At 74.6% G+C, this 22599-nt stretch carries 21 protein-coding genes; 11 read left to right on the forward strand and 10 right to left on the reverse strand.

The window, feature by feature from the left end:
- The first annotated feature begins 80 nt into the window (after positions 1-80).
- On the forward strand, positions 81-941 hold the full coding sequence (locus ACWGIS_RS17785; protein WP_453363360.1) for an acyl-CoA thioesterase: 861 nt from the start codon (positions 81-83) through the stop codon (positions 939-941).
- Positions 938-2452 (forward strand): MFS transporter, encoded by a 1515-nt coding sequence (locus ACWGIS_RS17790; protein ID WP_453363361.1) that lies wholly within the window; start codon positions 938-940, stop codon positions 2450-2452. The genes ACWGIS_RS17785 and ACWGIS_RS17790 overlap by 4 nt, the downstream gene beginning before the upstream one ends.
- 67 nt (positions 2453-2519) lie before the next feature.
- Here the strand turns inward: ACWGIS_RS17790 and ACWGIS_RS17795 are convergent, their stop codons facing one another.
- The 3 genes from ACWGIS_RS17795 to ACWGIS_RS17805 form a co-directional block, all read right to left on the reverse strand.
- Positions 2520-3341, reverse strand: coding sequence for an alpha/beta fold hydrolase (locus ACWGIS_RS17795; RefSeq protein WP_453363362.1), 822 nt, complete (start codon positions 3339-3341; stop codon positions 2520-2522).
- 1114 nt (positions 3342-4455) lie between these two features.
- A complete protein-coding gene (locus ACWGIS_RS17800; protein ID WP_453363363.1) occupies positions 4456-5181 on the reverse strand; it encodes a GntR family transcriptional regulator in 726 nt (241 codons plus the stop codon).
- Between the two features lie 142 nt (positions 5182-5323).
- Positions 5324-6490, reverse strand: coding sequence for a serine hydrolase domain-containing protein (locus tag ACWGIS_RS17805; RefSeq protein WP_453363364.1), 1167 nt, complete (start codon positions 6488-6490; stop codon positions 5324-5326).
- Positions 6491-6675: 185 nt separating this feature from the next.
- On the opposite strand from ACWGIS_RS17805, the gene ACWGIS_RS17810 reads away from it, so the two are divergent.
- Entirely contained in the window at positions 6676-7725 is a 1050-nt protein-coding gene (locus ACWGIS_RS17810) for a phosphatidylinositol-specific phospholipase C domain-containing protein (RefSeq protein WP_453363365.1), read from the forward strand.
- Positions 7726-7756: 31 nt separating this feature from the next.
- Here the strand turns inward: ACWGIS_RS17810 and ACWGIS_RS17815 are convergent, their stop codons facing one another.
- Entirely contained in the window at positions 7757-8722 is a 966-nt protein-coding gene (locus tag ACWGIS_RS17815) for an acetylxylan esterase (protein WP_453363366.1), read from the reverse strand.
- 150 nt (positions 8723-8872) lie between these two features.
- Between ACWGIS_RS17815 and ACWGIS_RS17820 the strand changes: the two genes are divergently transcribed.
- Entirely contained in the window at positions 8873-9568 is a 696-nt protein-coding gene (locus tag ACWGIS_RS17820) for an alpha/beta fold hydrolase (protein ID WP_453363367.1), read from the forward strand.
- 209 nt (positions 9569-9777) lie between these two features.
- A complete protein-coding gene (locus tag ACWGIS_RS17825) occupies positions 9778-10668 on the forward strand; it encodes a universal stress protein (protein WP_453363368.1) in 891 nt (296 codons plus the stop codon).
- 237 nt (positions 10669-10905) lie between these two features.
- Here ACWGIS_RS17825 and ACWGIS_RS17830 read toward each other — a convergent pair whose 3' ends face one another.
- Together ACWGIS_RS17830 and ACWGIS_RS17835 are read right to left on the reverse strand one after the other, a co-directional pair.
- Positions 10906-11661, reverse strand: a complete 756-nt coding sequence (locus tag ACWGIS_RS17830) for a ferredoxin reductase (protein WP_453363369.1) — start codon at positions 11659-11661, stop codon at positions 10906-10908.
- Positions 11654-12259: a sulfite oxidase-like oxidoreductase gene (locus ACWGIS_RS17835; RefSeq protein ID WP_453363370.1), complete on the reverse strand. Its 606-nt coding sequence runs from the start codon at positions 12257-12259 to the stop codon at positions 11654-11656. The genes ACWGIS_RS17830 and ACWGIS_RS17835 overlap by 8 nt, the downstream gene beginning before the upstream one ends.
- Before the next feature lie 289 nt (positions 12260-12548).
- On the opposite strand from ACWGIS_RS17835, the gene ACWGIS_RS17840 reads away from it, so the two are divergent.
- Both ACWGIS_RS17840 and ACWGIS_RS17845 read left to right on the forward strand, forming a co-directional pair.
- Complete coding sequence (locus ACWGIS_RS17840) at positions 12549-13469, forward strand: NADP-dependent oxidoreductase (RefSeq protein WP_453363371.1); 921 nt, start codon at positions 12549-12551, stop codon at positions 13467-13469.
- Positions 13470-13537: 68 nt separating this feature from the next.
- Positions 13538-14236, forward strand: coding sequence for a GNAT family N-acetyltransferase (locus tag ACWGIS_RS17845; RefSeq protein ID WP_453363444.1), 699 nt, complete (start codon positions 13538-13540; stop codon positions 14234-14236).
- Between the two features lie 96 nt (positions 14237-14332).
- Here the strand turns inward: ACWGIS_RS17845 and ACWGIS_RS17850 are convergent, their stop codons facing one another.
- Positions 14333-14746, reverse strand: a complete 414-nt coding sequence (locus ACWGIS_RS17850; RefSeq protein WP_453363445.1) for a MarR family winged helix-turn-helix transcriptional regulator — start codon at positions 14744-14746, stop codon at positions 14333-14335.
- Positions 14747-14955: 209 nt separating this feature from the next.
- Between ACWGIS_RS17850 and ACWGIS_RS17855 the strand changes: the two genes are divergently transcribed.
- The 4 genes from ACWGIS_RS17855 (at position 14956) to ACWGIS_RS17870 (ending at position 19882) form a co-directional block, all read left to right on the forward strand.
- A complete protein-coding gene (locus ACWGIS_RS17855; RefSeq protein WP_453363372.1) occupies positions 14956-16053 on the forward strand; it encodes a hypothetical protein in 1098 nt (365 codons plus the stop codon).
- Positions 16054-16229: 176 nt separating this feature from the next.
- Entirely contained in the window at positions 16230-17009 is a 780-nt protein-coding gene (locus ACWGIS_RS17860; RefSeq protein WP_453363373.1) for a putative protein N(5)-glutamine methyltransferase, read from the forward strand.
- Between the two features lie 105 nt (positions 17010-17114).
- Positions 17115-19130, forward strand: coding sequence for an FAD-dependent oxidoreductase (locus tag ACWGIS_RS17865; protein ID WP_453363374.1), 2016 nt, complete (start codon positions 17115-17117; stop codon positions 19128-19130).
- Positions 19131-19279: 149 nt separating this feature from the next.
- On the forward strand, positions 19280-19882 hold the full coding sequence (locus ACWGIS_RS17870) for a PadR family transcriptional regulator (protein WP_453363375.1): 603 nt from the start codon (positions 19280-19282) through the stop codon (positions 19880-19882).
- Positions 19883-19900: 18 nt separating this feature from the next.
- On the opposite strand, the gene ACWGIS_RS17875 is transcribed toward ACWGIS_RS17870, so the two are convergent.
- From ACWGIS_RS17875 to ACWGIS_RS17885, 3 genes are all read right to left on the reverse strand, one after another.
- On the reverse strand, positions 19901-20431 hold the full coding sequence (locus tag ACWGIS_RS17875) for a hypothetical protein (RefSeq protein ID WP_453363376.1): 531 nt from the start codon (positions 20429-20431) through the stop codon (positions 19901-19903).
- A gap of 178 nt (positions 20432-20609) precedes the next feature.
- Positions 20610-21536, reverse strand: a complete 927-nt coding sequence (locus tag ACWGIS_RS17880) for a LysR family transcriptional regulator (protein WP_453363377.1) — start codon at positions 21534-21536, stop codon at positions 20610-20612.
- Positions 21537-21557: 21 nt separating this feature from the next.
- Positions 21558-22535 (reverse strand): fibronectin type III domain-containing protein, encoded by a 978-nt coding sequence (locus ACWGIS_RS17885; protein WP_453363378.1) that lies wholly within the window; start codon positions 22533-22535, stop codon positions 21558-21560.
- Positions 22536-22599: the final 64 nt, after the last annotated feature.

Consider the following 22599-nt stretch of genomic DNA (forward strand, 5'->3'; position numbering starts at 1 on the left):
CCACTCGGGCTATAGTGAGTTCGCTTTTCAAACCCACTGACCCATCGCCCTGGGAAGGGCCGACCGTGCGAGGAAACGCGATGAGGGCTCCGACAGCCACTGCACCGCCTGGCAGCACGCCCGCCACGAAGGACACCGTGGCCCGGATCGACCCCCTGTGGTGGTCCTGGGACGGGTCGCACGGCGGACACACCGCGGCCGTGGCCCTCACCGCCGTACGCGAACACCTCACCGGAGGCGCGGATCCGGTCCGCTCGCTGACCGTTCACTTCCTGGCCCCCGTCGACGCCCGGCCGCTGCGACTCGACGTGACCGCCGCCAAGTCCGGCCGCCGCGCGGCGACCTGCGTGTTCACCGGCCACCAGGACGGCACCCCTGCGCTCGTCGGCTCCGCGGTCTTCGGCCCGGCGCGCCCGGGACCCGCGTACGAGGGACTCCCCTTCCCCGGCGTACCGCGCCCCGAGGACTGCCGGCTCCTCGACCTGCCGGTCGGGCTGGCGCCGTTCGCGCGGCAACTGGAGATACGCCCGGCGACCGCCGACCTGCCCCTCGCGGGCGGCGACCGCGCCGAACTCGTCGCGTGGGTGCGGTGCGCCGACCGACGGCCCCTGGACGAGGCGACCGTCGTGACGCTCACCGACGTCCTGCCGCCCGCGCTGTACGCCTGCTGGCGCGCCCCGCGGCCGGTCCCCACGGCGGAGTTGACGGTGCACTTCACCGACGCGCTCACCGGCGCCACGCCCGAGGGCTGGGCGCTGGTGCGGATGCGCACCGAACAGGCGGGCGGCGGCTGGGCGGTCGACGACAGCGCCGTCTGGTCGGCCGACGGCCGCCTCCTCGCCGTGGCCCGGCAGGCCCGCGTCGTACTGGACCCGGTGCCGGGAACGGACCCCGGCACCCCGAACCCCGCCGACTCCACCCCCGTACGGGAGACCTCGTGAACACCCCCACCGCCCTGCGCGACGCGGCCCGTTCGTCCGGGCGCACGCGCGGAGAACGCCCGCTGCCGGTGCTCGTCGCCGCCTGCCTCGGCCTGTTCACGGTCTTCCTGCAGACCACGCAGACCATCGGCACGCTCAGCGCCGTCCAGGACGACCTGGGCGTCGCCGCGGCCGACCTGGTCTGGGTGCCCAGCATGTACACCCTGGTGGTCGCCTCCTGCGTCCTCGGTTCGGGCGCCCTCGCCGACCGCTGGGGCCGGCGCGCCGTGTTCCTCGCCGGAGCCGCGACGATGGCCGCGGGCGGGCTGGTGCTGGTCCTCGCCGGGAGCCTGTCCGCCGTGCTGGCCGGTCAGGCCATCGCCGGTGTGGGCGGCGCGCTGATCACGCCCAGCTCGCTGGCCCTCGTCACCCACGCGGTCCCCGACCCCAAGAGACGGGCGGGCGCGATCGCCGCCTGGGCCGCGGCCTCGGGACTCGGCCTCGCCATCGGCCCCCTCACCGCGGGTCTGGCCCTGCGCTGGGGGACCTGGCACACGGCCTTCTGGCTCAACACGGTGGTGGCCGTCCTCGCCGCGGCCGTCGCCCTGCGGTACGTCCGCGAATCCCGCGGCGGCTCCGGACGCCTCGACTGGGCAGGCCAGTTCAGCGCCATCGGCGGCCTCGCCCTGATGGTCTACTGGCTGATCGACGGCGGCCACCACGGATACGGATCCGGGCGGGCCCTCGCGGCCGGCGCCGGCGCCCTGGTCCTGCTCGCCGCGTTCGTCGTGGCCGAACTGCGCCAGAGGACGCCCATGGTGGACCTGCGCCTGCTGCGCGACCCGTCCTACGGTGCCTCGCTGCTGCTCGCCGCGGCCGTCCTGTTCGGCTTCGTCGGCCTGTCCCTGCTCGAAGTGCTGTGGCTCCAACGGGTGCGGGGACTGACGGCACTGGAGGTGGGCGTCCAACTCCTCGCCCAGTTCGGCACGTTCATCGCCGCCTCGGTCCTCGCGGGAGTGCTCGTGCGGCGCCTGGGACCGCGCGCGCTGATCGCGGCCGGACTGCTGCTCGCGGCGACGGGGGCGGCGCTTTTCACCCGGGTGGAGCCCGGCACGGGATTCGGCGGGTACGTCGCCGCCCTCGTCGTCTTCGGACTCGGCTGCGGTCTCGCCAACGCCCCGTCCACGGCGCTCGCCGTCGGTCACGTCCCGCACGGCCGGGAGGGCGAGGCGGGCGGCACGGTCAATGCGGCCCGGCAGATCGGCGCGGTGCTCGGCACCAGCGTCCTCGGCACGCTCATGACGTCACGCTTCGAGGACCGCGTCCTGGTGGTGCGCGATCCGCGGACCGCGTTCACGGACGCCGTGAGCGGCGCGGTGTGGGTCGTGGTCGCGGTCATGCTGGCCGGTACGGCGGTGGCGCTCGGCCTGTCCGTGTGGTCCCGGACCCGCGGTGCGGCGGCGGCCGTACCGGCGTCCGGAGCGGAACCCCGGGGGACCGGCGGCCCGTCCGGGACCGCGGACCCGGCCTAGCGTTCCGGGCGGACCCGGCGACGGCCGTGCCCGGTCGCCCTCCTCGGAGGGCGACCGGGCCGGGGCGTCAGCTCTTGAGGAAGTCGAGCAGATCGGCGTTGAACGCCTTCTCGTACTCGCCCACCAGGCCGTGCGGGGCGCCCGGGTAGACCTTCAGGGTGGCGTCCTTGACGAGCTCGGCCGTCTTGAGCGCGGCGGCGCCGATCGGCACGATCTGGTCGTCGTCGCCGTGCGCGATGAGCGTCGGTACGTCGATGCGCGCCAGGTCCTCGGTGAAGTCGGTCTCCGAGAACTGCTTGATGCAGTCGTAGGCGCCCTTCAGACCGACCTGCATGCTCCACAGCCAGAACGAGCGGCGCATGCCCTCGGAGACGGCGGCGCCGGGCCGGTTGAAGCCGAAGAACGCCTCGCTCAGGTCCCAGTAGAACTGCGAGCGGTCCGCCTCGACACCCGCGCGGATCCCGTCGAAGGCGTCGATGGGCGTGCCCTCGGGGTTCGCGTCCGTCTTGAGCATCAGCGGGGGCACCGCGCCCAGCAGCACCGCCTTGGCGACCCGGGACGTGCCGTGACGGCCGATGTAGCGGGCGACCTCGCCGCCGCCGGTCGAGTGGCCGACCAGGACGACGTCGCGCAGGTCGAGCTTCTCGATGAGTTCGGCCAGGTCGTCGGCGTACTGGTCCATGTGGTTGCCCTGGAAGGGCTGGCCGGAGCGGCCGTGCCCGCGCCGGTCGTGGGCGATGGCGCGGAAGCCGTTCTCGGCGACCAGGCGCAGCTGGCCGTCCCAGGTGTCCGCGTTGAGCGGCCAGCCGTGGCTGAAGACGACCGGCTGCCCGCTGCCCCAGTCCTTGTAGAAGATCTCGGTGCCGTCGGAGGTGGTGAAGGTGGTCATGTGGCGTGCCTTTCGGAGGGAGGACGGGGTGCGTCCGTTCGGGTGAGGCGGTGTCCGTGCGCCGGCCGGGCGACGCGGCGCGGGGAGCGCCGGGAAGCCGGTACGGGCGCGGAGGGGCCGGTGGGGGAGGCGGCGCGCGGAGCCGGTGCGCTGTCCGCGGTCTCCCGCCGGCCGTGGTCGGGGGTCAGCATGGGGCCGCCGGGGTCGCCGGTGTCCGTCTCGGCCCGGGTCCACGCGTGAGGACGGGCGCCGGCCGGGTGGCGCGCCGGTACGGGCACGGCGCGGGCTTCGTACGGACCGCCTCGCCGCGGAGGCCCGCAACGGCCCGCGCGGGGCGCGCGGGCCCGGGAAGCGGCAGTCCACCGGGCGGGGTGGCGTCGGCGGCGGACGGGCCGGTGAGAATCCGGGCGGGCGGTCCGCCGAAGGGGTGACCGGGTACGGCCGGCCCCTTCGCCAATGACGCGGCCGGCAGCGCCGAACCCTTCCGGTCCCGGCCGGCCGTCGGAGCGGCGACCGCTCCGGGGCGGAGGCGGGGCCCGGCGGGAGTGCCGGGGTCGTCCGGCCGGGGCCGCGCGGCGGTCGTGGACGCTGTCTGCCCGAGGTGCGGGGCCCGGGGGCCCCGGTCGCCCGGCGGCAGCCCTGGCCCGTGGACGCGGACGGCCGGGACCCGCTCGGTGGAGCGGGCCCGCTCGGTCCGCAGTGCGTCGTGGGTGGACATATCCAGCACGTTAGGCGTCCGCGGCCGTCAAGGAATCTGTCACATGACTGCATCTCGCCACCGACCGCCGCGACGAGCAGCCCCGGGCACGTCCTCACCGCGGCGGTCTCGGCTGTCCCGGCGGGCGGGTGCAGGCGGGTGCGGGGGAGGTCCGCTGGGCCCGAGTCCGCCCGTGCGTCCGTCACGCGGGGCGGCCGCCGCACCGCCGGCCGGGAAGCCGCCTCCCGCCGCACCAGAAGCCTTGCCCCGGCCGGGTGAGAAGCGCGGGCCTTCCCGGCACAGGCGGCCTCTGTTCAGCGGCGGCGGAAACCGGGTGTCGTCCGGAGGAGAATTCCTTCTCCGGCCGCGTCGCAGCCCGGTCCACCGGGCGGAGGCGCCTCCGCGGCCCGGACGGGGTCACCCGGCGGCGGGAAGGGTGAACTCGTACACCAGCGCGTCCTGCTGGGCCTCCACGACGAGGTCGGTGACCTCCAGCGGCCGGTCGTACTGGTCGTGCACCCGCCGGGTGACCCGCACCGACCGCGGCAGTCGCGTGATGGTGTCCCGGTGGTGGAGCGTCAGTCCGGCCCTGCGCATCCAGTCGTAGGCCCGCCGCAGGTGCGCGGAGCCACTGCCGTCCGCGCGGTCGCGGTAGCGGGCCAGTTCCTCGACCTCGGCGACGGCGACCGCGGAGAAGGACGTCACGGCGGTGCGGAGCCCTTTGCCGTCCGCGGCGGCCGACTCGTAGCGGTGGACCAGCGTCGGCCGCCGGGGCGCCAGTCCGAGCACCCGGGCGTGCTCCGGCGGGGGAGGCTCCCAGGCCACGCTGGTCCGGTGGACGGCGCACGGCTCCGCGGTGTGCGCGCCGACGGGGAAGTCGAGGGAGGGCACGTGCTCGGCGGTGGTACCCGGCAGCGTGGCGTGGCTGCCGCGCCGGTCGGTGGAGACCAGTCCGCTGCCGCGCAGCAGTTGCAGGGCCTGGCGGACGGTCTCGCGGCTGACGTCGAACCGCGCGGCGAGATCCCGTTCGCCGGGCAGCCGCTCCCCGGGCGGGATGGAACCCTCCCTCAGTTCGTCGAGCAGTTGGGTGGCGACGCGCCGGTAGCGGGGCTCGTGGTCGGGCGTGGGGACGGTGCGGGCCATGTCCGCGCCTCCTGTTGGTGACAAGGCGTAGCCGTACGGGCTCATTGCGCGACCACATCTACCATTGGTCTAAACCACCTGGGAAGGGTCACCCGTCAGTTCGGCCGGTTTCAGCACCGCGCCCGCCCACCGCCCGCAGGCGTCAGAGCGCGGCGTACACGGCCTCCACGAGCGCCGTCTTGCGCGGGTCGTCCGCGATGTGCGGCCCCATGCGGTTCATCACGTAGCCCAGTGAGAGGCCCGCCTCCGGATCGGCGAGGCCGCAGGAACCGCCGAAGCCGTCGTGTCCGAAAGCCCGCGGATTCGGACCGTACGAGCCGTTGGGCCCGCTGAGCCACAGCCCCAGCCCGATCTCCGTCTCGTGCGCGAATCCGGCGCCCAGCACCAGGTCGCGGCAGCTGCCCTGGCCCTCGCGCACCCGCTCGGCGCCCTCCGCCGACAGCACCTGCCGGGAACCGTACGAGCCCCGCAGCGCGAAGATCCCGTACAGCGCCGCGACCGCACGGGCCGTGCCGTGGCCGTTGGCCGCGGGGATCTCGGCCGCCCGCCACCGCGGGGTGTTGGCCTCGGCGGCGCCCACCGGGGGGTTGGTCAGCGCGGCCAGTGCCGCGGGCGCCAACTGTGCGAAGACGGCCGCCTGTTCGCTCTTCGTCGCGGCCGGCGGATGCACCAGCTCCGCCACCCGGCCGGACTCCTTGTCGGGCAGCCCGATCGTGAAGTCGATTCCGAGCGGCCCGGTCACCTCCCGCTCCAGGAACGCGCCCGGCAGCAGCCCCGACACCCGGCGCACCACCTCACCGACCAGGAAGCCGTACGTCAGCGCGTGGTACCCGGAACGCGTCCCCGGCTCCCACCACGGCTCCTGGGCCGCCAGCCGTGCCACCGTCAGCTCCCAGTCGCAGAGCTGCTCCAGCGAGTGCGGCTCGCGCAGCCCCGAGAGCCCCGCCCGGTGGGACAGCAGGTGCCGGACGAGGACCGACTCCTTGCCCGCCGCCGCGAACTCCGGCCAGTACGCGGCCACCGGGGCGTCCAGGTCGAGGAGCCCCCGGTCCACCAGGATGTGCGCGCACAGCGCCGTCGGCCCCTTCGACGTCGACCACACGTTCACCAGCGTCTCGCGCTCCCACGGACGGGTGCCCGCGGCATCGGCCCAGCCGCCCCACAGGTCCACCACGGTCTCCCCGTCCCGGACGACGGCCACCGCCGCGCCCAGTTCGCCGCGTTCGCGGAAGTTCTCCTCGAACGCCGCGCGGACGGCGGAGAATCGCGCGTCGCAGTGACCGTGCACCTGAGGCACTCGCGGGGACATGGGACCTCCGTCGCTCAGCGGAACGCGGACTGCGCTCCGGCCGATCCGAACATACCGACTGGTCGGACTGGAGGGAAGCCGCCGGATCACGTCACTCGGCCCTTCACCCCGCGATCTTCCGCATGTCACCCAACACCCCTACGCTGCGCTGCGGTTGACCACCGAGGCACAGGAAGCAGGGGAACATGCCCAGACTCGCGAAGGCGTTGACGCGTACCGGGATCACGGTGACGGCGGCGGCCGTGCTGGCGCTGACCGCCGCACCGCCGTCGACGGCCGCGGACCCGGCGTACTCGTCCACCACCTGGGTCGGCGTCCACAACGCCTACGAGAAGAGCAAGTACCCCTACTTCGCGGACGCCCTGGACTCGGGCGCCGGAATGCTCGAACTCGACGTGTGGACCAACGTGTTCGGCTCCTCCTGGCGGGTCTCGCACAGCAACCCGCTCGGCAACGACAACAACTGCGAGAACGCCGCCCGGGCCTCCGAGCTGCGCACCAAATCGCGCAACCGCGACCTCGGCGGCTGCCTCTCGGACATCAGGGCCTGGCACGACGCCCACCCCGGCCACCGGCCGATCCAGCTCAAGATCGAGATGAAGGACGGCTTCCAGTCCAGGAACGGCCGCGGCCCCGCCCAACTGGACGCCCTCCTCACCGCCAAGCTCGGTGACGCCCTGCTGCGTCCCGCCGACGTCACCGGTTCCCACCCCGACCTCGACACGGCCGTCCGCGCCGGCGGCTGGCCCGCCCGCTCCGCCCTCGCCGGCAAGTTCGTCGTCGAGCTGATCCCGGGCACGGTCGAGGAGGGCAATCCCGCCGACACCCTGTGGACCGACCGCGAGTACGCGCAGTACCTGCGCGACCTCGCCGCCGCCGGACGCCTGCGCGAGGCCGCCGCCTTCCCCGCCGTGCACGGCGCCGCCGCCGGCGACCCCCGCACCCGCTACGCCGACGCGTCGATCCGCCCCTGGTTCGTCGTCTTCGACGGCGACGCCGCCGCCTACACGGGCGGGTCGGTCGACACGGCCTGGTACGACGACCGGCACTACCTCGTCGTCATGACCGACGCGCACAACGTGGCCCCCGCCATCGACGGCACCAACCCGACGCAGGCCCAGGCCCTGGACCGGGTCGGCCTGCTGGCCGGACGGCACGCCAGCGTGGTCTCCGCCGACTGGTACCCGCTGCCCGCCGTCCTGTCCACGGTCGTACCGCGCGGGACGGCGGGCTGACAGGGGCGCCGGCGGCCCGTGCCGCGGCGCCTCACAGGTGCCGCGGCAGCCAGCGCAGTTTCGCCTCCTCCTGGTGAGGGCCGCCGCCCTCGTGGTCGTTGAAGTCGTACACCTCGATCGTCTTGTCGTCGTGCGCCCACGCGTTGAAGGCGGCGTAGACGGTCGACGGCGGGCAGGTCTGGTCCTCCAGCGCCGCCGAGAACAGGGCGGGCGCCCGGCCGCGGGCGGCGAAGTGCACCGCGTCGAAGTAGGCGAGCGTGCTCATGACCCGCTCGGTGCGGCCCCGGTGCGTCTTGAGGTACTTGCCGATCTCCCGGTAGGGGTCGCGGTCCGTCAGCGTCGTCGCCCGCGGGAAGTCGCACAGGAACGGCACGTCCGGGGCGACCGCCGCCAGGTCGGGCACCAGACCACCCACGGCGATGCTGATGCCGCCGCCCTGGCTCACGCCCATGACGGCCGTGCGCGCCGGGTCGGCCAGCGGATGGGCGCGGGCCGCATCCACGGCACGCACCGCGTCCGTGTAGACCCGCCGGTAGTAGTAGCTCTCCGGGTCCTCGACCCCACGCGTCATGAAGCCCGGGAACGCGGGCGCGCTGCCCACCGGGTCGGGCGTCCCGCCGCCGCCCCAGGCGCTGCCCTGCCCCCGGGTGTCCATCACGAAGTGCGCGAACCCGGCGGAGGCCCACAGCAGGTGGGTGTGCGGCAGGCCGCGCCCGCCGCCGTACCCGACGAACTCCACGACCGCCGGGAGCGGCGCGTCCGTCCCCGCCGGCACCGTCAGCCAGCCCTTCACCGGGTGCCCGCCGAAGCCGGCGAACGTCACGTCGTACTGCTCGACGGTCCTGAGCGGCGTCCGCACCGGCTCGAAGCGGGCGTTCAGCTCGTGCCGGCGCGCCTCCTGGAGGGTCCCGGCCCAGAAGGCGTCGAAGTCCTCGGGCTCGGCCGACGCGCTGCGGTAGCCGCGGAGCTCGTCCAGGGGGAGGTCGAACAGGGCCATGAAGGACCACCTTCGCCATCGGGGTGCGGATGATCACACCGTACGGGCGCGGTCCGCGTGCATACCAGATCCCCTCCGGACGACGGACCCGATGGGGTACGGAACCGGGATCGGGCGGCGCGTGTCGGATCGCGCCGCTACGTTCTCCTCATGACGGACTTCGTACTCGTGGCAGGCGCGTGGCTGGGATCGTGGGCGTGGGACGAGGTGGTGCCGGAGTTGCGCGCGGCCGGATGCGGCGCGCACGCCCTGACGCTGTCCGGCCTGGCCGAGCGGCAGGGGCAGCCCGCCGGGCAGCGGACCCACGTGGAGGACATCGTCGGCGAGGTGGAGCGCCTCGACCTGCGCGAGGTCGTCCTCGTGGGGCACAGCTACGCCGGCATCCCGGTGGGCCAGGCCGCCGAGCGCATCGGTGACCGGCTCGGCCGCGTGGTCTTCGTCGACTCCGAGATCCCCGTCGACGGCGCCTCGTTCGCCTCCAACTGGTGGCAGGGCGAGGAGCGGTTCGAGGCGGCGCTCGGCGAGGGCGGCGGCTTCTGGCAGCCGCTGAGCGCGGAGGAGTACGACGGCCAGGGCCTCACCAGCGAGCAGATCGCGCGGCTCGCGGCCGGGGCGACACCGCACCCGGGCGCCACTCTCACCGAACCCGCCGTCCTGGCCCGTCCGTTGGGCGAGCTGCCCGCGACCTACGTCAAATGCCTCCTGGACGGCCCCGAGCCGAACGACGACGTGGCGGAGTCGCTCAAGAGCGAGAGGTGGCGCCTGGTCGAGATGGACACCGGGCACTGGCCGATGTTCTCCCAGCCGCACGAACTGGCGAGGATCCTGCTCGACCAGCGCCGCTGACGGACCGTCACCGAGGGCCGGCACGACACCACCGGGTCGCCAGAGCCCGAACACGGGCCGGTGCGGGCGGAGTTGGCAAGGGATCACGGCGTCCGCACGACTGATCCGCGGCCCGCGTGGAACCCGCTCCCGTACCGGCCCGCCGAGGGCGGTTTCCCCGTCCCCGCAACGGGCAGCCCGGCCATGAGCGTTCCCGAAAGGCAGGAGCCATGAGCAGCGGCACGCGCACCGTCACCGCAGGCGTCGACGGCTCACGGGCCGCGCTGGACGCCGCCGACTGGGCGGCCAGGGAGGCCGAGCGCCGCCGCCTCCCGCTGCGCCTGCTGCACGCCGGCGCCGGACCGGCAGCGCCCTCCCCGCTCCAGGACGTCGACCTCCCCGCCCGCACCCTGCTCGACCGGGCAGCGGTGCGGCTGTCCTACGCCCACCCGGCCCTGGACATCGTCGCCGAACGCGTCGAGACACCCGCCGTCCCGGCACTGCTCGACGCCGCCACCGAGGCGGATGCCCTGGTGCTCGGCTCCTGGGGCGCCACCGGCTTCACCGGCTTTCCGGTCGGCTCGGTGGCGCTCGCCGTCACCTCCGCCGCCACGCGTCCGGTCGTCCTGGTGCGCGCGGGCGAACTCCCCGAGGACGAGCGGATGCCCGCCGTCGACGGCACCCCGCCGCACCGCGCCCCCTACCTGCCGGTGGTCCTCGGTCTCGACCTCGACCGCCCCGCGGAGGAGCTCCTCGCGTACGCCTTCGAGACGGCCGCCGCCCGCTCGGCGCCGCTGCGCGTGACGCACACCTGGACCACACCGCCACCACCGCGTGGCTACGTCCCCGGCGCGCCGCTGCCCGAGGACACCGCGGAACGGGAGGAGGGCAGGTGGCGGGTCCTGACGAGCACCCTCCAGCCGTGGCGGCACAAGTTCCCGGAGATCGCCGTCACCGAGCACGTCGTGCACGGCCACCCCGGTCCGCACCTGCTGAAGGCGTCCCGCGGGGCCGGGCTGCTCGTCGTCGGCCGACGCGCCGACACGGCGGGTCTCGGCCGGGCCGCCCGTGTACTGGTCCACCACTCCGCGTGCCCCGTGGCGGTGGTCCCGCACCGCTGACCCAGGCCACCGGCCAGGACCCCACACGCACCGGCGGCGTCGTCAGGGCCCTGGGGACGCCGACGCAGGACCCGCCTACGAAACGTGCGGCGTGGGCGCCCTCACGACCCGGGACGCCGAGGCCGACCGCCCGCGAGACGTGCGGCACGGGCGCCGGGTGAGGCGTACGCCGCTCGCGGACCGGAAGTGCGGTCGGTGAGCGCGTGGGCCCGCCCGGCCGTGCCGCGGCCCGGCGAGTCAGCCGAAGCGCTCGATGCGGATGCGGTCCACCGGCTGGCCGGCCGCGACCAGCAGCCGTGACGCGTGCTCCGCGAAACCGTTGGAGCCGCACACATAGGCCTCCCACCCACCGGGAGGCGCCTGCGCCAGGAGCGGCGCCACATGTGCCGCCGACATACGGCCGACCGGGACGCCCCGCGGGGCGCTGCGCGTGAAGACGGTCGTGGTCTCCTCGCCGTACTCCCGCGCGTAGATCAGCTCACGGGGGCCGCGCGCCGAGACGAGCAGCCGCAGCGGGACGGACATGCCGCTCGCCCGGCGGTGCCGCACCATCGACATGAGCGGGACGACGCCCGAGCCCGCGCCGATCAGCAGGGCGGGCCGGTCGCCGGGCCAGGCGAAGAAGCCGCTGACCGGACCGCGCACCTGCACCACGTCCCCCGGCCTGGCCACCGTGTGGAACCAGCCGGAGACCTCACCGCCGTCGACATGGTCGAGGGTGAGCTCGATGTGGCCGCTGTCGTCGGGCGCGGACGCGAGGGAGTAGTGGCGCTGGGCCGTGTACCCGTCCGGCGCGGTGAGCCGCAGCATCAGGTGCTGCCCCGGCAGGTGCCCCGTCCAGCCGGGCACGGCGAACCGGAACGTCGAGGCCTGCGGGGTCTCGCGGCGGACCTCGGTGAGCGTGGCGTCCTGCCAGTGGGTGGCGGCCTGCTCGCTCACCGCGATCCGCCCGGGCACGGCGAACGGGGTCGGGGGCACGAACGTCTCAGTCACCGGAGTACCGCTGCTCTTCCCAGGGGTTGCCGCGCGCGTGGTAGCCGTTCTGCTCCCAGAAGCCGGGCTCCTCGTGGTCCAGCAGCCGGATGCCCGCGATCCACTTGGCGCTCTTCCAGAAGTACAGGTGCGGCACGATCAGCCGGGCCGGCCCGCCGTGCTCGGCGGGCAGCGGCTTCCCGTCGTACTCCCAGGCGATCCAGGCGCGCCCGCCCCTGAGGTCGGCCAGCGGGAGGTTGGCCGTGTAGCCGGTGTGGGAGTACGCGACCGCGTGGGTGGCGGCGGCGTCCGGGCGGACGGCGTCCAGGAAGGCGTTTAGGGACACCCCTCCGAAGCGCACGCCGAACTTCGACCAGCTCGTCACGCAGTGGATGTCACCCTCGTACATCGACGACGGCAGCGCGTGGGCGCCGTCCCAGTCCCAGGTGCGGGGCTCGGCCACCAGACCGTCGATCCGGAACGTCCAGTCGGCCGGGGCCAGCTCGGGGGTGACCTCGGCGGACAGGACGGGCCAGTCGTCCCCCGCGTCGTACTGGCCGGGCGGCAGACCGGCGTTGTGGACGCGGGCGCGTCCGGTGAAGCCTCGGGTGACGTTCATGACGGTGGTGCCTCCAGGCCGTCCCGGGGACGGCGCGGGGTCGATCGCGAGCGGTGTGCGGGGCGCACGGCCGTCCGCGGGCGGGCACCCGCGGCGATCCGTGCGTACGCATTCAACCGTACGCGGACCGGGGCTCCGACCAGCGCCCCTGTGGACGGCGGCCGAGATCGTTGCGGCCGTGTGAACACCGCGCGGCACCGGGAATAGCGGTGTCGTGATCTCCCTTGCCACAGATGCCGACGCCGGTGGGTCCCCGACCGGCGGCAGCGAAGGGAGAGTGAGGCAGTCCATGCCCAAGGCGTACGTGTTCACCCGGTACGGCGGCCCGGAGACCGAGACCCTCGTGGACCGGGAGCGGCCGAGGCCCGGCCCCGGCGAGGTCCTGGTCGCGGTGCGCGCGGCCGGTGTGAACCCCGTCGACTTCAAGCAGCGCACCGGCTACCGCCGTCCCGGCGCCCCCGCACGCGAGCTGCCCGCGGTGTTCGGCAACGAGGCCGCCGGCGTCGTCGAGGAGACCGGGGCCGGGGTGACCGGCTTCGCCGTCGGCGACGAGGTCTTCGGCAACCCGGTGGCCGGCGCCTACGCCGAGTACGCCGTGCTGCCGGTGGCGGTGACCGCCCACAAGCCGGCCGCGCTGTCCTTCACGGACGCCGCCGTGCTCCCGGTGGCCGCGGCGACCGCGTACGACGGGCTACGCCAGCTCGGTCTGAGCCCCGGGAGGACCGTGCTGGTCACCGGGGCGGGCGGCGGGGTCGGAGTCGCGGCCCTCCAGCTGGCCCGTGCCTTCGGGCTGCGCGCGGTCGGCGTCGCGAGCGAGGGCAAGAAGGACCTCGTCGAGTCCCTCGGCGCCGTGCACGTCCCCTCGGGGCCGGGGCTCGCCGAGCGGGTGCGGGCCGCCGCGCCGGGCGGCGTCGACGCGGTCTTCGACCTGGTCGGCGGCGAGGTCCTCGAAGCGGCGGCGACGCTGCTGCCGGACGGCTCGAAGCTGATCACCGGGGCCGACCGGGAGACGGTGGCACGCCTGGGCGGCGCGGCCGTCGCCCGGGCCCGCACCGCCGCCGTGCTCGACGAGGTCGCCCGGCTCGTCACCGACGGCGGCCTCGACCCCCTCGTCACGCGGACGTTCCCCCTGGACCGCGCGGGCGAGGCGCTGCGCCTCGTCGAGGACGGCCACGCGCGCGGGAAGACCGTGATCGAGGTCTCCGCGTGAGCGCCGGGGCGAGCACCGAGCGGCAGCTCCCGGGTGCGGACGCCGACAGGGCTCAGGCGCGGCACGTCCTGGACAACCCGGCCCTGGCCTCGCTGACCGGGCCGCACGCCCACTTCGCCGAGCGCCGCGGCCGGGTCCTGCGCTACCCGACCGACGTGTCGCCGTGGCTGGCCCTCCCGGACGAGCCCGACGCCGACGACTGGACGGATCTGGCCGCGCTGGTCGGCCCCGGCGGGGAGGCGCCCCTGGCCGGCTTCCAGGGGCGGACGCCGCAGGGCTGGGAAGTGACCTTCAGCCTGGAGGGCGTCCAGCTCGTCGACGACGGCATTCCCGCGGCGCCGGACCCGGAGGCCGTACGCCTGGGACCGGCCGACGTGCCGGAGATGCTGGACCTGGTCCGGCGCACCCGGCCCGGGCCGTTCCTGCCCCGCACCGTCGAGCTCGGCACCTACCTCGGTATCCGCCGGGGCGGCGCGCTGGTCGCGATGGCGGGGGAGCGGCTGCACCCGCCGGGCTGGACGGAGATCAGCGCGGTCTGCACCGACCCCGCCTTCCGGGGCAAGGGCCTGGCCGGGCGGCTCGTCCTGGCCGTCGCGCACGGTGTCCGCGAACGCGGGGAGACCCCGTTCCTGCACACCGGCGCGGGCAACACCGGTGCCATCCGGCTCTACGAGGCACTCGGCTTCCGGCTGCGGCGCACCACCCGCTTCATGGCGGCCCGGGTGCCGGAGCACGCGCCCGACGGGCAGACCCCGGCCGCCGTATGACGTGAGCGGCCGGGCCGAACGGGGCCCCGTGGAGCCCCGGTCGCCGAGGACGGCGAACCGGTGGCGCGGGGCGCGTCCGCCCCGGGCCGCGGTGCATCAGCCCGCGGACGGGTCGCCCTCCGGGGTGCCGGACCCCGCGTCGTTGTACCGCAGCAGGTACGCGGCGAACCGCGCCAGGTCGTCCTTGGGCCAGCCTTCGAGCCGCTCGCGGAACGCGGTCCGGCGGCTCTCCGTCACCTGGCCGAGCAGCGCGCCGCCGGCCGGTGTCAGGTGCAGCACCTGCACGCGGTGGTCGTCGGGATCGAGGCGCCGCTCGATGAGCCCGGCGCGCTCCAGGGCGGCCACCTGCCGGCTCACGGTGGACTTGTCGAGCGCGTAGTGCGCGGCGAGGTCGGTGGCCCGGCAGCCGCCCCGCTCCTCCAAGTGCCCGAGCAGGGTGTACGACACCAGGGACAGCTCGGGGTGCATGCGCCCCGCCGAGGCCCGGGCGCGCCGGGCGAACGCCGTCATCTCGCGCTGGATGGTCTCGACGGCGGCGTCCGCGGAGCGGGGGACGTCCGCCCCGCGGGCCCGGCGGACATCCTGATGCGCCGGGGCGCCAAGGCCCTCGGCGACGTTCTCGGCACCGTCCCTGCCGGGGACGGCGGGCTCTTCGGACGCGGTCACGGCGACTCCCTCGCTCTTCTGGTTGTATAGTACAACTGGATAGGGAGTTGTATATGCCAACCAATGGAGGCCCCGTGGTCGCCGGCCTGCGCTCGCCCGCCCTGCGCCATGTGCTCACGCACCTGGTCACCCCGCTGCTGATGTGCCTCGGCATGGGGCTCGCCTACCTGGGCGCCTTCGCCACCCCGGAGCCGAACCACCTGCCCGTCGCCGTCGTGGGCGCCGGCCCCGAGGCGAAGGTCCTCGCCCAGACCGTCAAGGACGGGGCCGGGGACGCGCTGGACGTCCGGACCGTCGCGAGCCGCCCCGAGGCGGTCGCCCTCCTGCGGTCCCGCGACATCACCGGCGCCTACGCTCCGGGCCGGGCGCCCGAACTGCTCGTCGCGACCGCCTCCTCGGACATGGGCGCCCTGTCCGTCGAGAAGGTCTTCACCCCGCTCGCCGCCCGGCAGGGCGAACCCCTGAAGGTCACCGACGTGGCGCCGACGGTCGGCGACGACCCGACGGGCCAGGGCCTGTTCTTCCTGCTCGTCGCGCTGAGCATCGGTTCCTACGCGTCCGTCGCCGCGATCGGCGCCGCCGGCGCGGCCCTGCCCCTGCGGATACGGAGCCTGCTGGCCGTCGGTGTGTCCGGCGTCGTCGGTGCCATCGGCGCGCTGCTCGCCGGCCCGGTCTTCCACCTCGCGCACCACGACCTCGCGGGCGTGTGGGGCATGAGCTGGCTGTACTCCGCGGGCATCCTGTTCATCGGCGTCGGGCTCCACACCTTCCTCAGGCGGTGGACCACCCTCGCCATGATGGTGCTGTTCGTGATGCTCAACTTCACCAGTTCGGGCGGCCTGTTCCGGCCCGAGCTGCAGAACGGCTTCTTCGGCACGCTGCACGCGTTCTGGAACGGCGCGGGATTCGTGGAGGGCGTCCGCGGTCTCCTCTACTTCGGCCGCGACGGGTTGTCCGGAGCCGCCGGGACGCTCGTCGCCTGGCTCCTGGCCGGTCTGCTGCTGACCGCGGTCGCGGGCGCGGCCGAGCGGGCGCGCGCCCGGCGGGCCGTCCCGGGCGCCGGGCCGGTGCCGGAAACGGCGTCCTCGGCCCCCGCTCCGGTCCCGGACGAGGAGGCCGAGGAGGAGCTGGAGGAGTCGGTCGCCGTCTGATCGTTTCCTGTAATGTGGCCTCGCGGTTGTGGACGGCCCCAACCGACAAGTCGCCAGGAGGTGAGACCCATTACCGCTGTGTCAGGCCGGGTGCTCTCACTTCCAGGCAACGCGGGTCGCCTGCTCTAGGCGGTCGCGGGAGCGCCCTTCGGTTCCTCGAAAGGCCCTCTCTCCCCATGCCCTTTGCCGCACCTTCCGCCGTAGTCGCCGCACTTCGTACCGCCGGCTGTGTATTCGCCGAGGACGAGGCGGAGTTGATCCTCTCCACCGCCCGTGACCGGGACGAGGTCGCCGCCATGGTGGCGCGCCGGGTCGCCGGACTGCCCCTGGAACACGTCGTCGGCTGGGCCGAGTTCCACGGACTGCGCATCACCGTGGACACCGGTGTCTTCGTGCCCCGCCGCCGCACCGAGTTCCTGGTCCGCCAGGCGGTCGCCCACGCCCCGGAGGCCGCGGTCGTGGTGGACCTGTGCTGCGGCTCCGGCGCGGTGGGCGCCGCCCTGGCCGTCTCCCTCGGCCGGCCCGAACTGCACGCCGCCGACATCGACCCCGCCGCGGTGCGCTGCGCCCGCCGCAACCTCGCCGCCCTCGGCGGCCGGGTCCACGAGGGTGACCTGTTCGACGCGCTGCCGGAGGGCCTGCGCGGCCGGGTGGACGTGCTGGCCGCGAACGTGCCCTACGTCCCGACCGGCGAGGTCGGCCTGCTGCCCCCGGAGGCGCGGGACCACGAGCCGCTGGTGGCGCTCGACGGGGGCGCGGACGGTCTGGACGTCCTGCGCCGCGTCGCCGCCGGGGCCGCCCACTGGCTCGCGCCCGGCGGCTGCCTCCTCGTGGAGACGAGCGAGCTCCAGGCGCCCGCGGCCATGGAGGCGTTCACCCGCGGCGGCCTGACCGCCCGCCTGGCGGTGTCCGAGGAGATGGAGGCCCACGTCGTGCTCGGCGTTCGGCCGGCCTGACCCGAAGGCGCCGTGTGAGCTGGGTCCCTCCGGTTATGCAACTAGTTGCACAAGCGCGGTGCGGTCGTCTACAACAGACTCACCACACCGCGCACGGAGGGCCCCATGAGCCGTTACCCGCACCTGCTGAACCCGCTCGACCTGGGATTCACCACGCTGCCCAACCGCGTGATCATGGGCTCCATGCACGTGGGCCTGGAAGAGGCCGAGCGCGGCTTCGAGCGGATGGCGGAGTTCTACGCCACCCGGGCCCGCGGCGGCGTCGGGCTCATCGTCACCGGCGGCATCGCCCCCAACGACGCGGGACGGCCCTACGAGGGCGGCGCGAAACTGACCACCGAGGAAGAGGCCGAGCAGCACGCCGGCATCACCGAGGCGGTCCACCGCGAGGGCGGGAAGATCGCCCTGCAGATCCTCCACTTCGGGCGGTACGCCTACCACCAGGACCTGGTCGCCCCCAGCCCGCTCCAGGCGCCGATCAGTCCCTTCCCGCCGCACGAGCTCACCGACGCCGAGGTCGAGCAGACCATCGCCGACTACGCGCGAGCGGCCGTCCTGGCACGCCGGGCCGGGTACGACGGCGTCGAGATCATGGGCTCCGAGGGCTACCTCATCAACGAGTTCGTCGCCGCGCAGACCAACAGGCGCGAGGACCGCTGGGGCGGCTCGTACGAGAACCGGATGCGCTTCCCCGTCGAGATCGTCCGGCGGGTCCGCGAGGCGGTCGGCGACGACTTCATCATCATCTACCGGCTGTCCATGCTCGACCTGGTGCCCGGGGGATCCTCGCTGGAGGAGGTCGTCACCCTGGCGAAGGCGGTGGAGGCGGCCGGCGCGACGATCATCAACACCGGTATCGGCTGGCACGAGGCGCGGATCCCGACCATCGCGACCTCCGTGCCGCGCGGCGCGTACGCCTGGGTCACCAAGAAGGTGATGGGTGCCGTATCGGTGCCCCTGGTCACCACCAACCGCATCAACACCCCGGAGATCGCCGAGCAGTTGCTCGCCGACGGGTACGCCGACATGGTGTCGCTGGCGCGTCCGATGCTCGCCGACCCTGACTTCGTCGCCAAGGCCGCGGCGGGCCGCCCGGAGGCCATCAACACCTGCATCGGCTGCAACCAGGCCTGCCTGGACCACACCTTCGGCGGCAAGATCACCTCCTGCCTGGTCAACCCGCGCGCCTGCCACGAGACGGAACTGGTGCTGGCGCCGACCCGGCTGCGCAAGCGCGTCGCCGTCGTGGGCGCGGGTCCCGCCGGACTCGCCTGCGCCGTCTCCGCGGCCGAACGCGGTCACGACGTCACCCTCTACGACGCCGCGGGCGAGATCGGCGGCCAGCTCAACGTGGCCCGCAAGGTCCCCGGCAAGCAGGAGTTCGACGAGACGATCCGCTACTTCCGCACCCAGCTCGAACTGCACGGCGTGGACGTCCGGTTGAACACTCGCGTCTGCGCCGGGGACGTCTCCGGCTTCGACGAGGTCGTCGTCGCCACCGGCGTCAGCCCGCGCACCCCCGACATCCCCGGTGTCGACCACCCGAGCGTCGTCGGCTACCTCGACGTGCTGCGCGACGGCGCCCCCGTCGGCGACCGGGTGGCAGTCCTCGGGGCCGGCGGCATCGGCTTCGACGTCGCCGAGTACCTCACCGACGGCGGCGACAAGGCGAGCGAGGACCCGGCCACGTACTTCCGGAACTGGGGCGTCGACATGGACTACCGGGCCCCCGGCGGCCTCACCGCACCGGAGCGCCCCGCCCCGCCGCGCACCGTGCACCTGCTCCAGCGCAAGGCCACCAAGGTGGGCGCCGGACTCGGCAAGACGACCGGCTGGATCCACCGCACCGAACTCAAGCACCGCGGCGTCAGCATGGTGCCGGGCGTCCAGTACGACCGGATCGACGACGCCGGGCTGCACATCACCGTGGACGGCCTCAGCCAGGTCCTGGAGGTCGACACCGTCGTGCTGTGCACCGGCCAGGAGCCGCGGCGCGACCTCTACGAGGAACTGAGCGCCGCGGGCCGCAGCGTCCACCTCATCGGCGGCGCCGACGTGGCCGCCGAACTGGACGCCAAGCGCGCCATCAAGCAGGGCACGGAACTGGCGGCGGCACTCTAGGCCGTGTCCGACCCCGCGCCACGGTTCTCCCGCTCCGCCGACCGCGGCGGAGGGGCGAACCGCCGGCGGACGCGGGCCCGCCGCCCGGCAGGCCGCGGGACGAGAAGACGGAGGGCGGCCCGCCGGGCGGCCCTCCCTAGGATGAGGCCATGTCACTGCCGCACGCGATCCTCACCGCCCTGCTGGAGAAGCCGTCGTCGGGGCTGGAACTGACCCGGCGGTTCGACAAGTCGATCGGCTACTTCTGGTCGGCGACGCACCAGCAGATCTACCGCGAGCTGGGAAAGCTGGAGGCCGAGGGGTTCATCCGCGCGCTGCCCGCCGAGCAGCCGGCCCGCGGGCAGAAGAAGAGCTACGAGGTGCTGGCGGCGGGCCGCGCCGAACTGGCCCGCTGGACCGCCGCACCGCAGGACCCGAAGCCGCTGCGCGACACCCTGCTGCTGCGGCTGCGGGCCTCCGCGGTCGTCGGCACCGACGGCATCGAGGCGGATCTGCGCCGCCATCTCGACCTGCACCGGAGCCAGTTGGCGGAGTACCAGGAGATCCAGGAGCGCGACTTCCCGCCCGGCAAGGACGGTCCCGAGCACCGGCTGCGCCACCTCGTCCTGCGGGCCGGGATCGACCTGGAGACGTTCTGGACCCGGTGGCTGACCGACGCGCTGGCGGAGTTCGAGCAGGCGGACGAGCAGCGGTCAGGCCACGCACAGGAGGCCGTCACGCCGGCCGGAGCCGACCGACGGCCGCCCGTGTGACCGGCACCGTACCCGCGGTCAGAGGCGGTGCGGCTTCGAGCGCCGGCGCAGGAACCACGCCGCCGCCACGGTGCCCGCGGCCACCAGGGCACCGCCGCCGGCCAGGGTGAGCGTGCCGTAGTCCTTGCTGGCGCCGCCCACTCCGCCCATGACGCCACGCGAGGGGGAGGCCGTGGGCGACATCGTCGGAGCCGTGACGACGATGGACTGGGTGCCCGCCGTGGTGCCGTTCTGGCAGACCACGATGACCGTGTAGGTGCCCGAGCGCACGCCCGACCAGCTGGCCATCTGGCTGTTGCTGGTCCCGGTCAGCGCCGCCTGGCGGCCCTGGGCGAAGCTCGACTGGCTGCTGGTGAGCAGCGAGGCGTTGCCGAAGCTGCCGCCGCTGCCCGAGCAGGCGCTGGTGGTGACGGTGACCGTGGAGCCGCTGGTGCTCACCGAGATGCCCGCACCCCAAGCGGCGGCCGGATGGGCGGCCAGGGTGAGGGGAAGCGCGGCGGCTGCGGCCACGGTCAGGCCGGAGCGGAGGAATATCTGAGTTGAACGCATAGGACTTGCCCTCCAGCGGCACGGTGGCGGTACATCCCATGAGCCGCCTTGATCGGGAAGCGGCCGTGCTGCCTCAGGGGAAGCCAACGCGCCCCGGACCGGTACCGCACGCGGAGGGGGACCGGGCAGGTGACGAACTCCTCCGGACGGCCGACCCGGCCACCCGCGCGCGCCGCGCTCACCAGGTGCGGCCGGCCTGGAGCAGCCGCTCCCGGACCAGCGCGACATGCGGATTGTCGGGGGCCCCGGGGCGCCGGACGAGGTAGGCGGTGTTGATCGGCGGGTCCTCGGGCGAGAGCAGGGGCACCAGCGCCCCCGATTCCAGCTCCTCCAGGCACAGGTAGCGGGGGAGCACGCTGATCCCGGCACCGGCGGTCACCGCCGCCCGTACCCCGCGCAGGTCCGGCACCGTGACCGCCGCCTGTCCGGTGAGACGGACCCCGAAGACGTGCCGCCAGTAGCGGCGCGCGATCGGCAGGTCCTCCGCGTACGACACCAGCGGCACCCCGCGCAGGGCCGCCGCCCCCTCCGCGGCGACCCGCTCGGGACCGATGCGCTCGGCCCACGCGGGCGAGGCGACCAGCACGAACTCCTCGTCGCCCAGCGGAGCGGACGTCAGGGAGCGTCCGCGCGGCCGGGTCGTGGCGATCACGAGGTCGAAGCGGCCGCCGCGCAGCCCGTCCAGCAGCTCGTCGGTCAGCCCCGTGCTCACCCGCAGCCGTACGCCCCGGTCGGTCAGCGGGGCCAGCGCGGGCACGGCACGCGTGCACAGCAGCTCCGCCGGGCCCGCCAGATGCACCGGCTCGGGCGTCTGGTCCGCGCCGGGTCCGCCGCGCTCGGCGACCGCCGCCAGCGCGTCGAGGGGTGCCGCCACCTGCGCGGCCAGCTCGTCCGCCACCGCCGTGGGCGCCACCCCGCGCGGCTGCCGCTCGAACAGCTCCCGGCCGAGCTGCTCCTCCAGTGCCCGCATCTGGGTCGTCACCGTCGGCTGGGAGAGCCCCAGCAGCCGCGCGGCGGCGGTGAACGAGCCGGCGCGGTGCACGGCGAGGAAGGTGCGCAGCTGGGTGAGGTCCAGCGGCGAGGCATCGGATTCCCTATGGGGCATGAAGGCAACCCTAGTATCGCCCTATCGCCCGGATCCCGTCGTCACCGTCCGCTCGGCCGAGAGCCCGCCCCAGGTGCCGTCGGGCAGCTTCGCCCTGATCCGCACGCGGTGGACGGCCCCGGCCTCGCGTCCGACGTAGAAGCTGTGGGAGGCCCGCCCGGCCGGCGGGGTGCCGCCCCACACGAGCGAGGTGGCGACGCGCCCGTCGAGCACGATCCGGTACTCCGTGATCACGCCGTCCGTCTCCGGAGGGTCCCAGGACAGGTCGATGTAGTACGCGCCGTCCGCGCGGTGGGTGGCGGCGCGGAAGGCCGTGGGCGCCGTCCCCCGGCCGTCGTCGCGCCCCGCGGCCGTGGTCAGCCGGACCGGCTCGCTGGCGGGCGAGACGTTGTCGGCCGCGTCGCGCGCCCGCACGGTGAACGAGTAGCGGGTCCCCGGGCGCAGTCCGGTGACCACGGCGGCCGTCTGCCCGCCGCCCACGCTGTGGATCTTCGAGCCGCCCTGGTAGATGTCGTACGAGGCGACGCGCCGGTCGTCCGCCGACCTCTCCCAGGACAGTTGGACCGCCCGGCCGCCGGCCGCCTCGCCGCGAGGGCGGCCGGGGCGGGTCGGGGCGCGGTGGTCGGCGGCGCCCGCCGCGGGCGTCGTGGCCCGTACCCGCCTGCTGGGAGGACCGGCGTCGCCTCCCGCGGCCCGCGCCCGGACCGTGAAGACGTAGGTGGTGGCCGGGGTGAGCCGGGTGATGTCCACCATGTGCTCCGTACCCGCCACCTCCTTCACCTTCCGGGTGCCGGCGTACACCTCGTACCGGCCGACCTCGGGATCGCCGGTGGCCAGGTTCCACATGACGTGCACGCTGGTCGCGCTGCCCGCCGCCGCCGTGACGCCCGCCGGGGCCGACGGCAGCCGGCCGCCCCGCTCCCGGTCCTGGCCGCCCCAGCCGCAGGAAGCCACCAGGAGCAGCGAGCCGCAGATCACCGGAATGGGTGTGCGTCGCACGGCACTGCCTTCCCTCGACGGGATTGGTCTGTACCTGTATGCCATGTTGGCGCGGTCACATCAA

Source organism: Streptomyces sp. NPDC054842 (assembly GCF_053611025.1).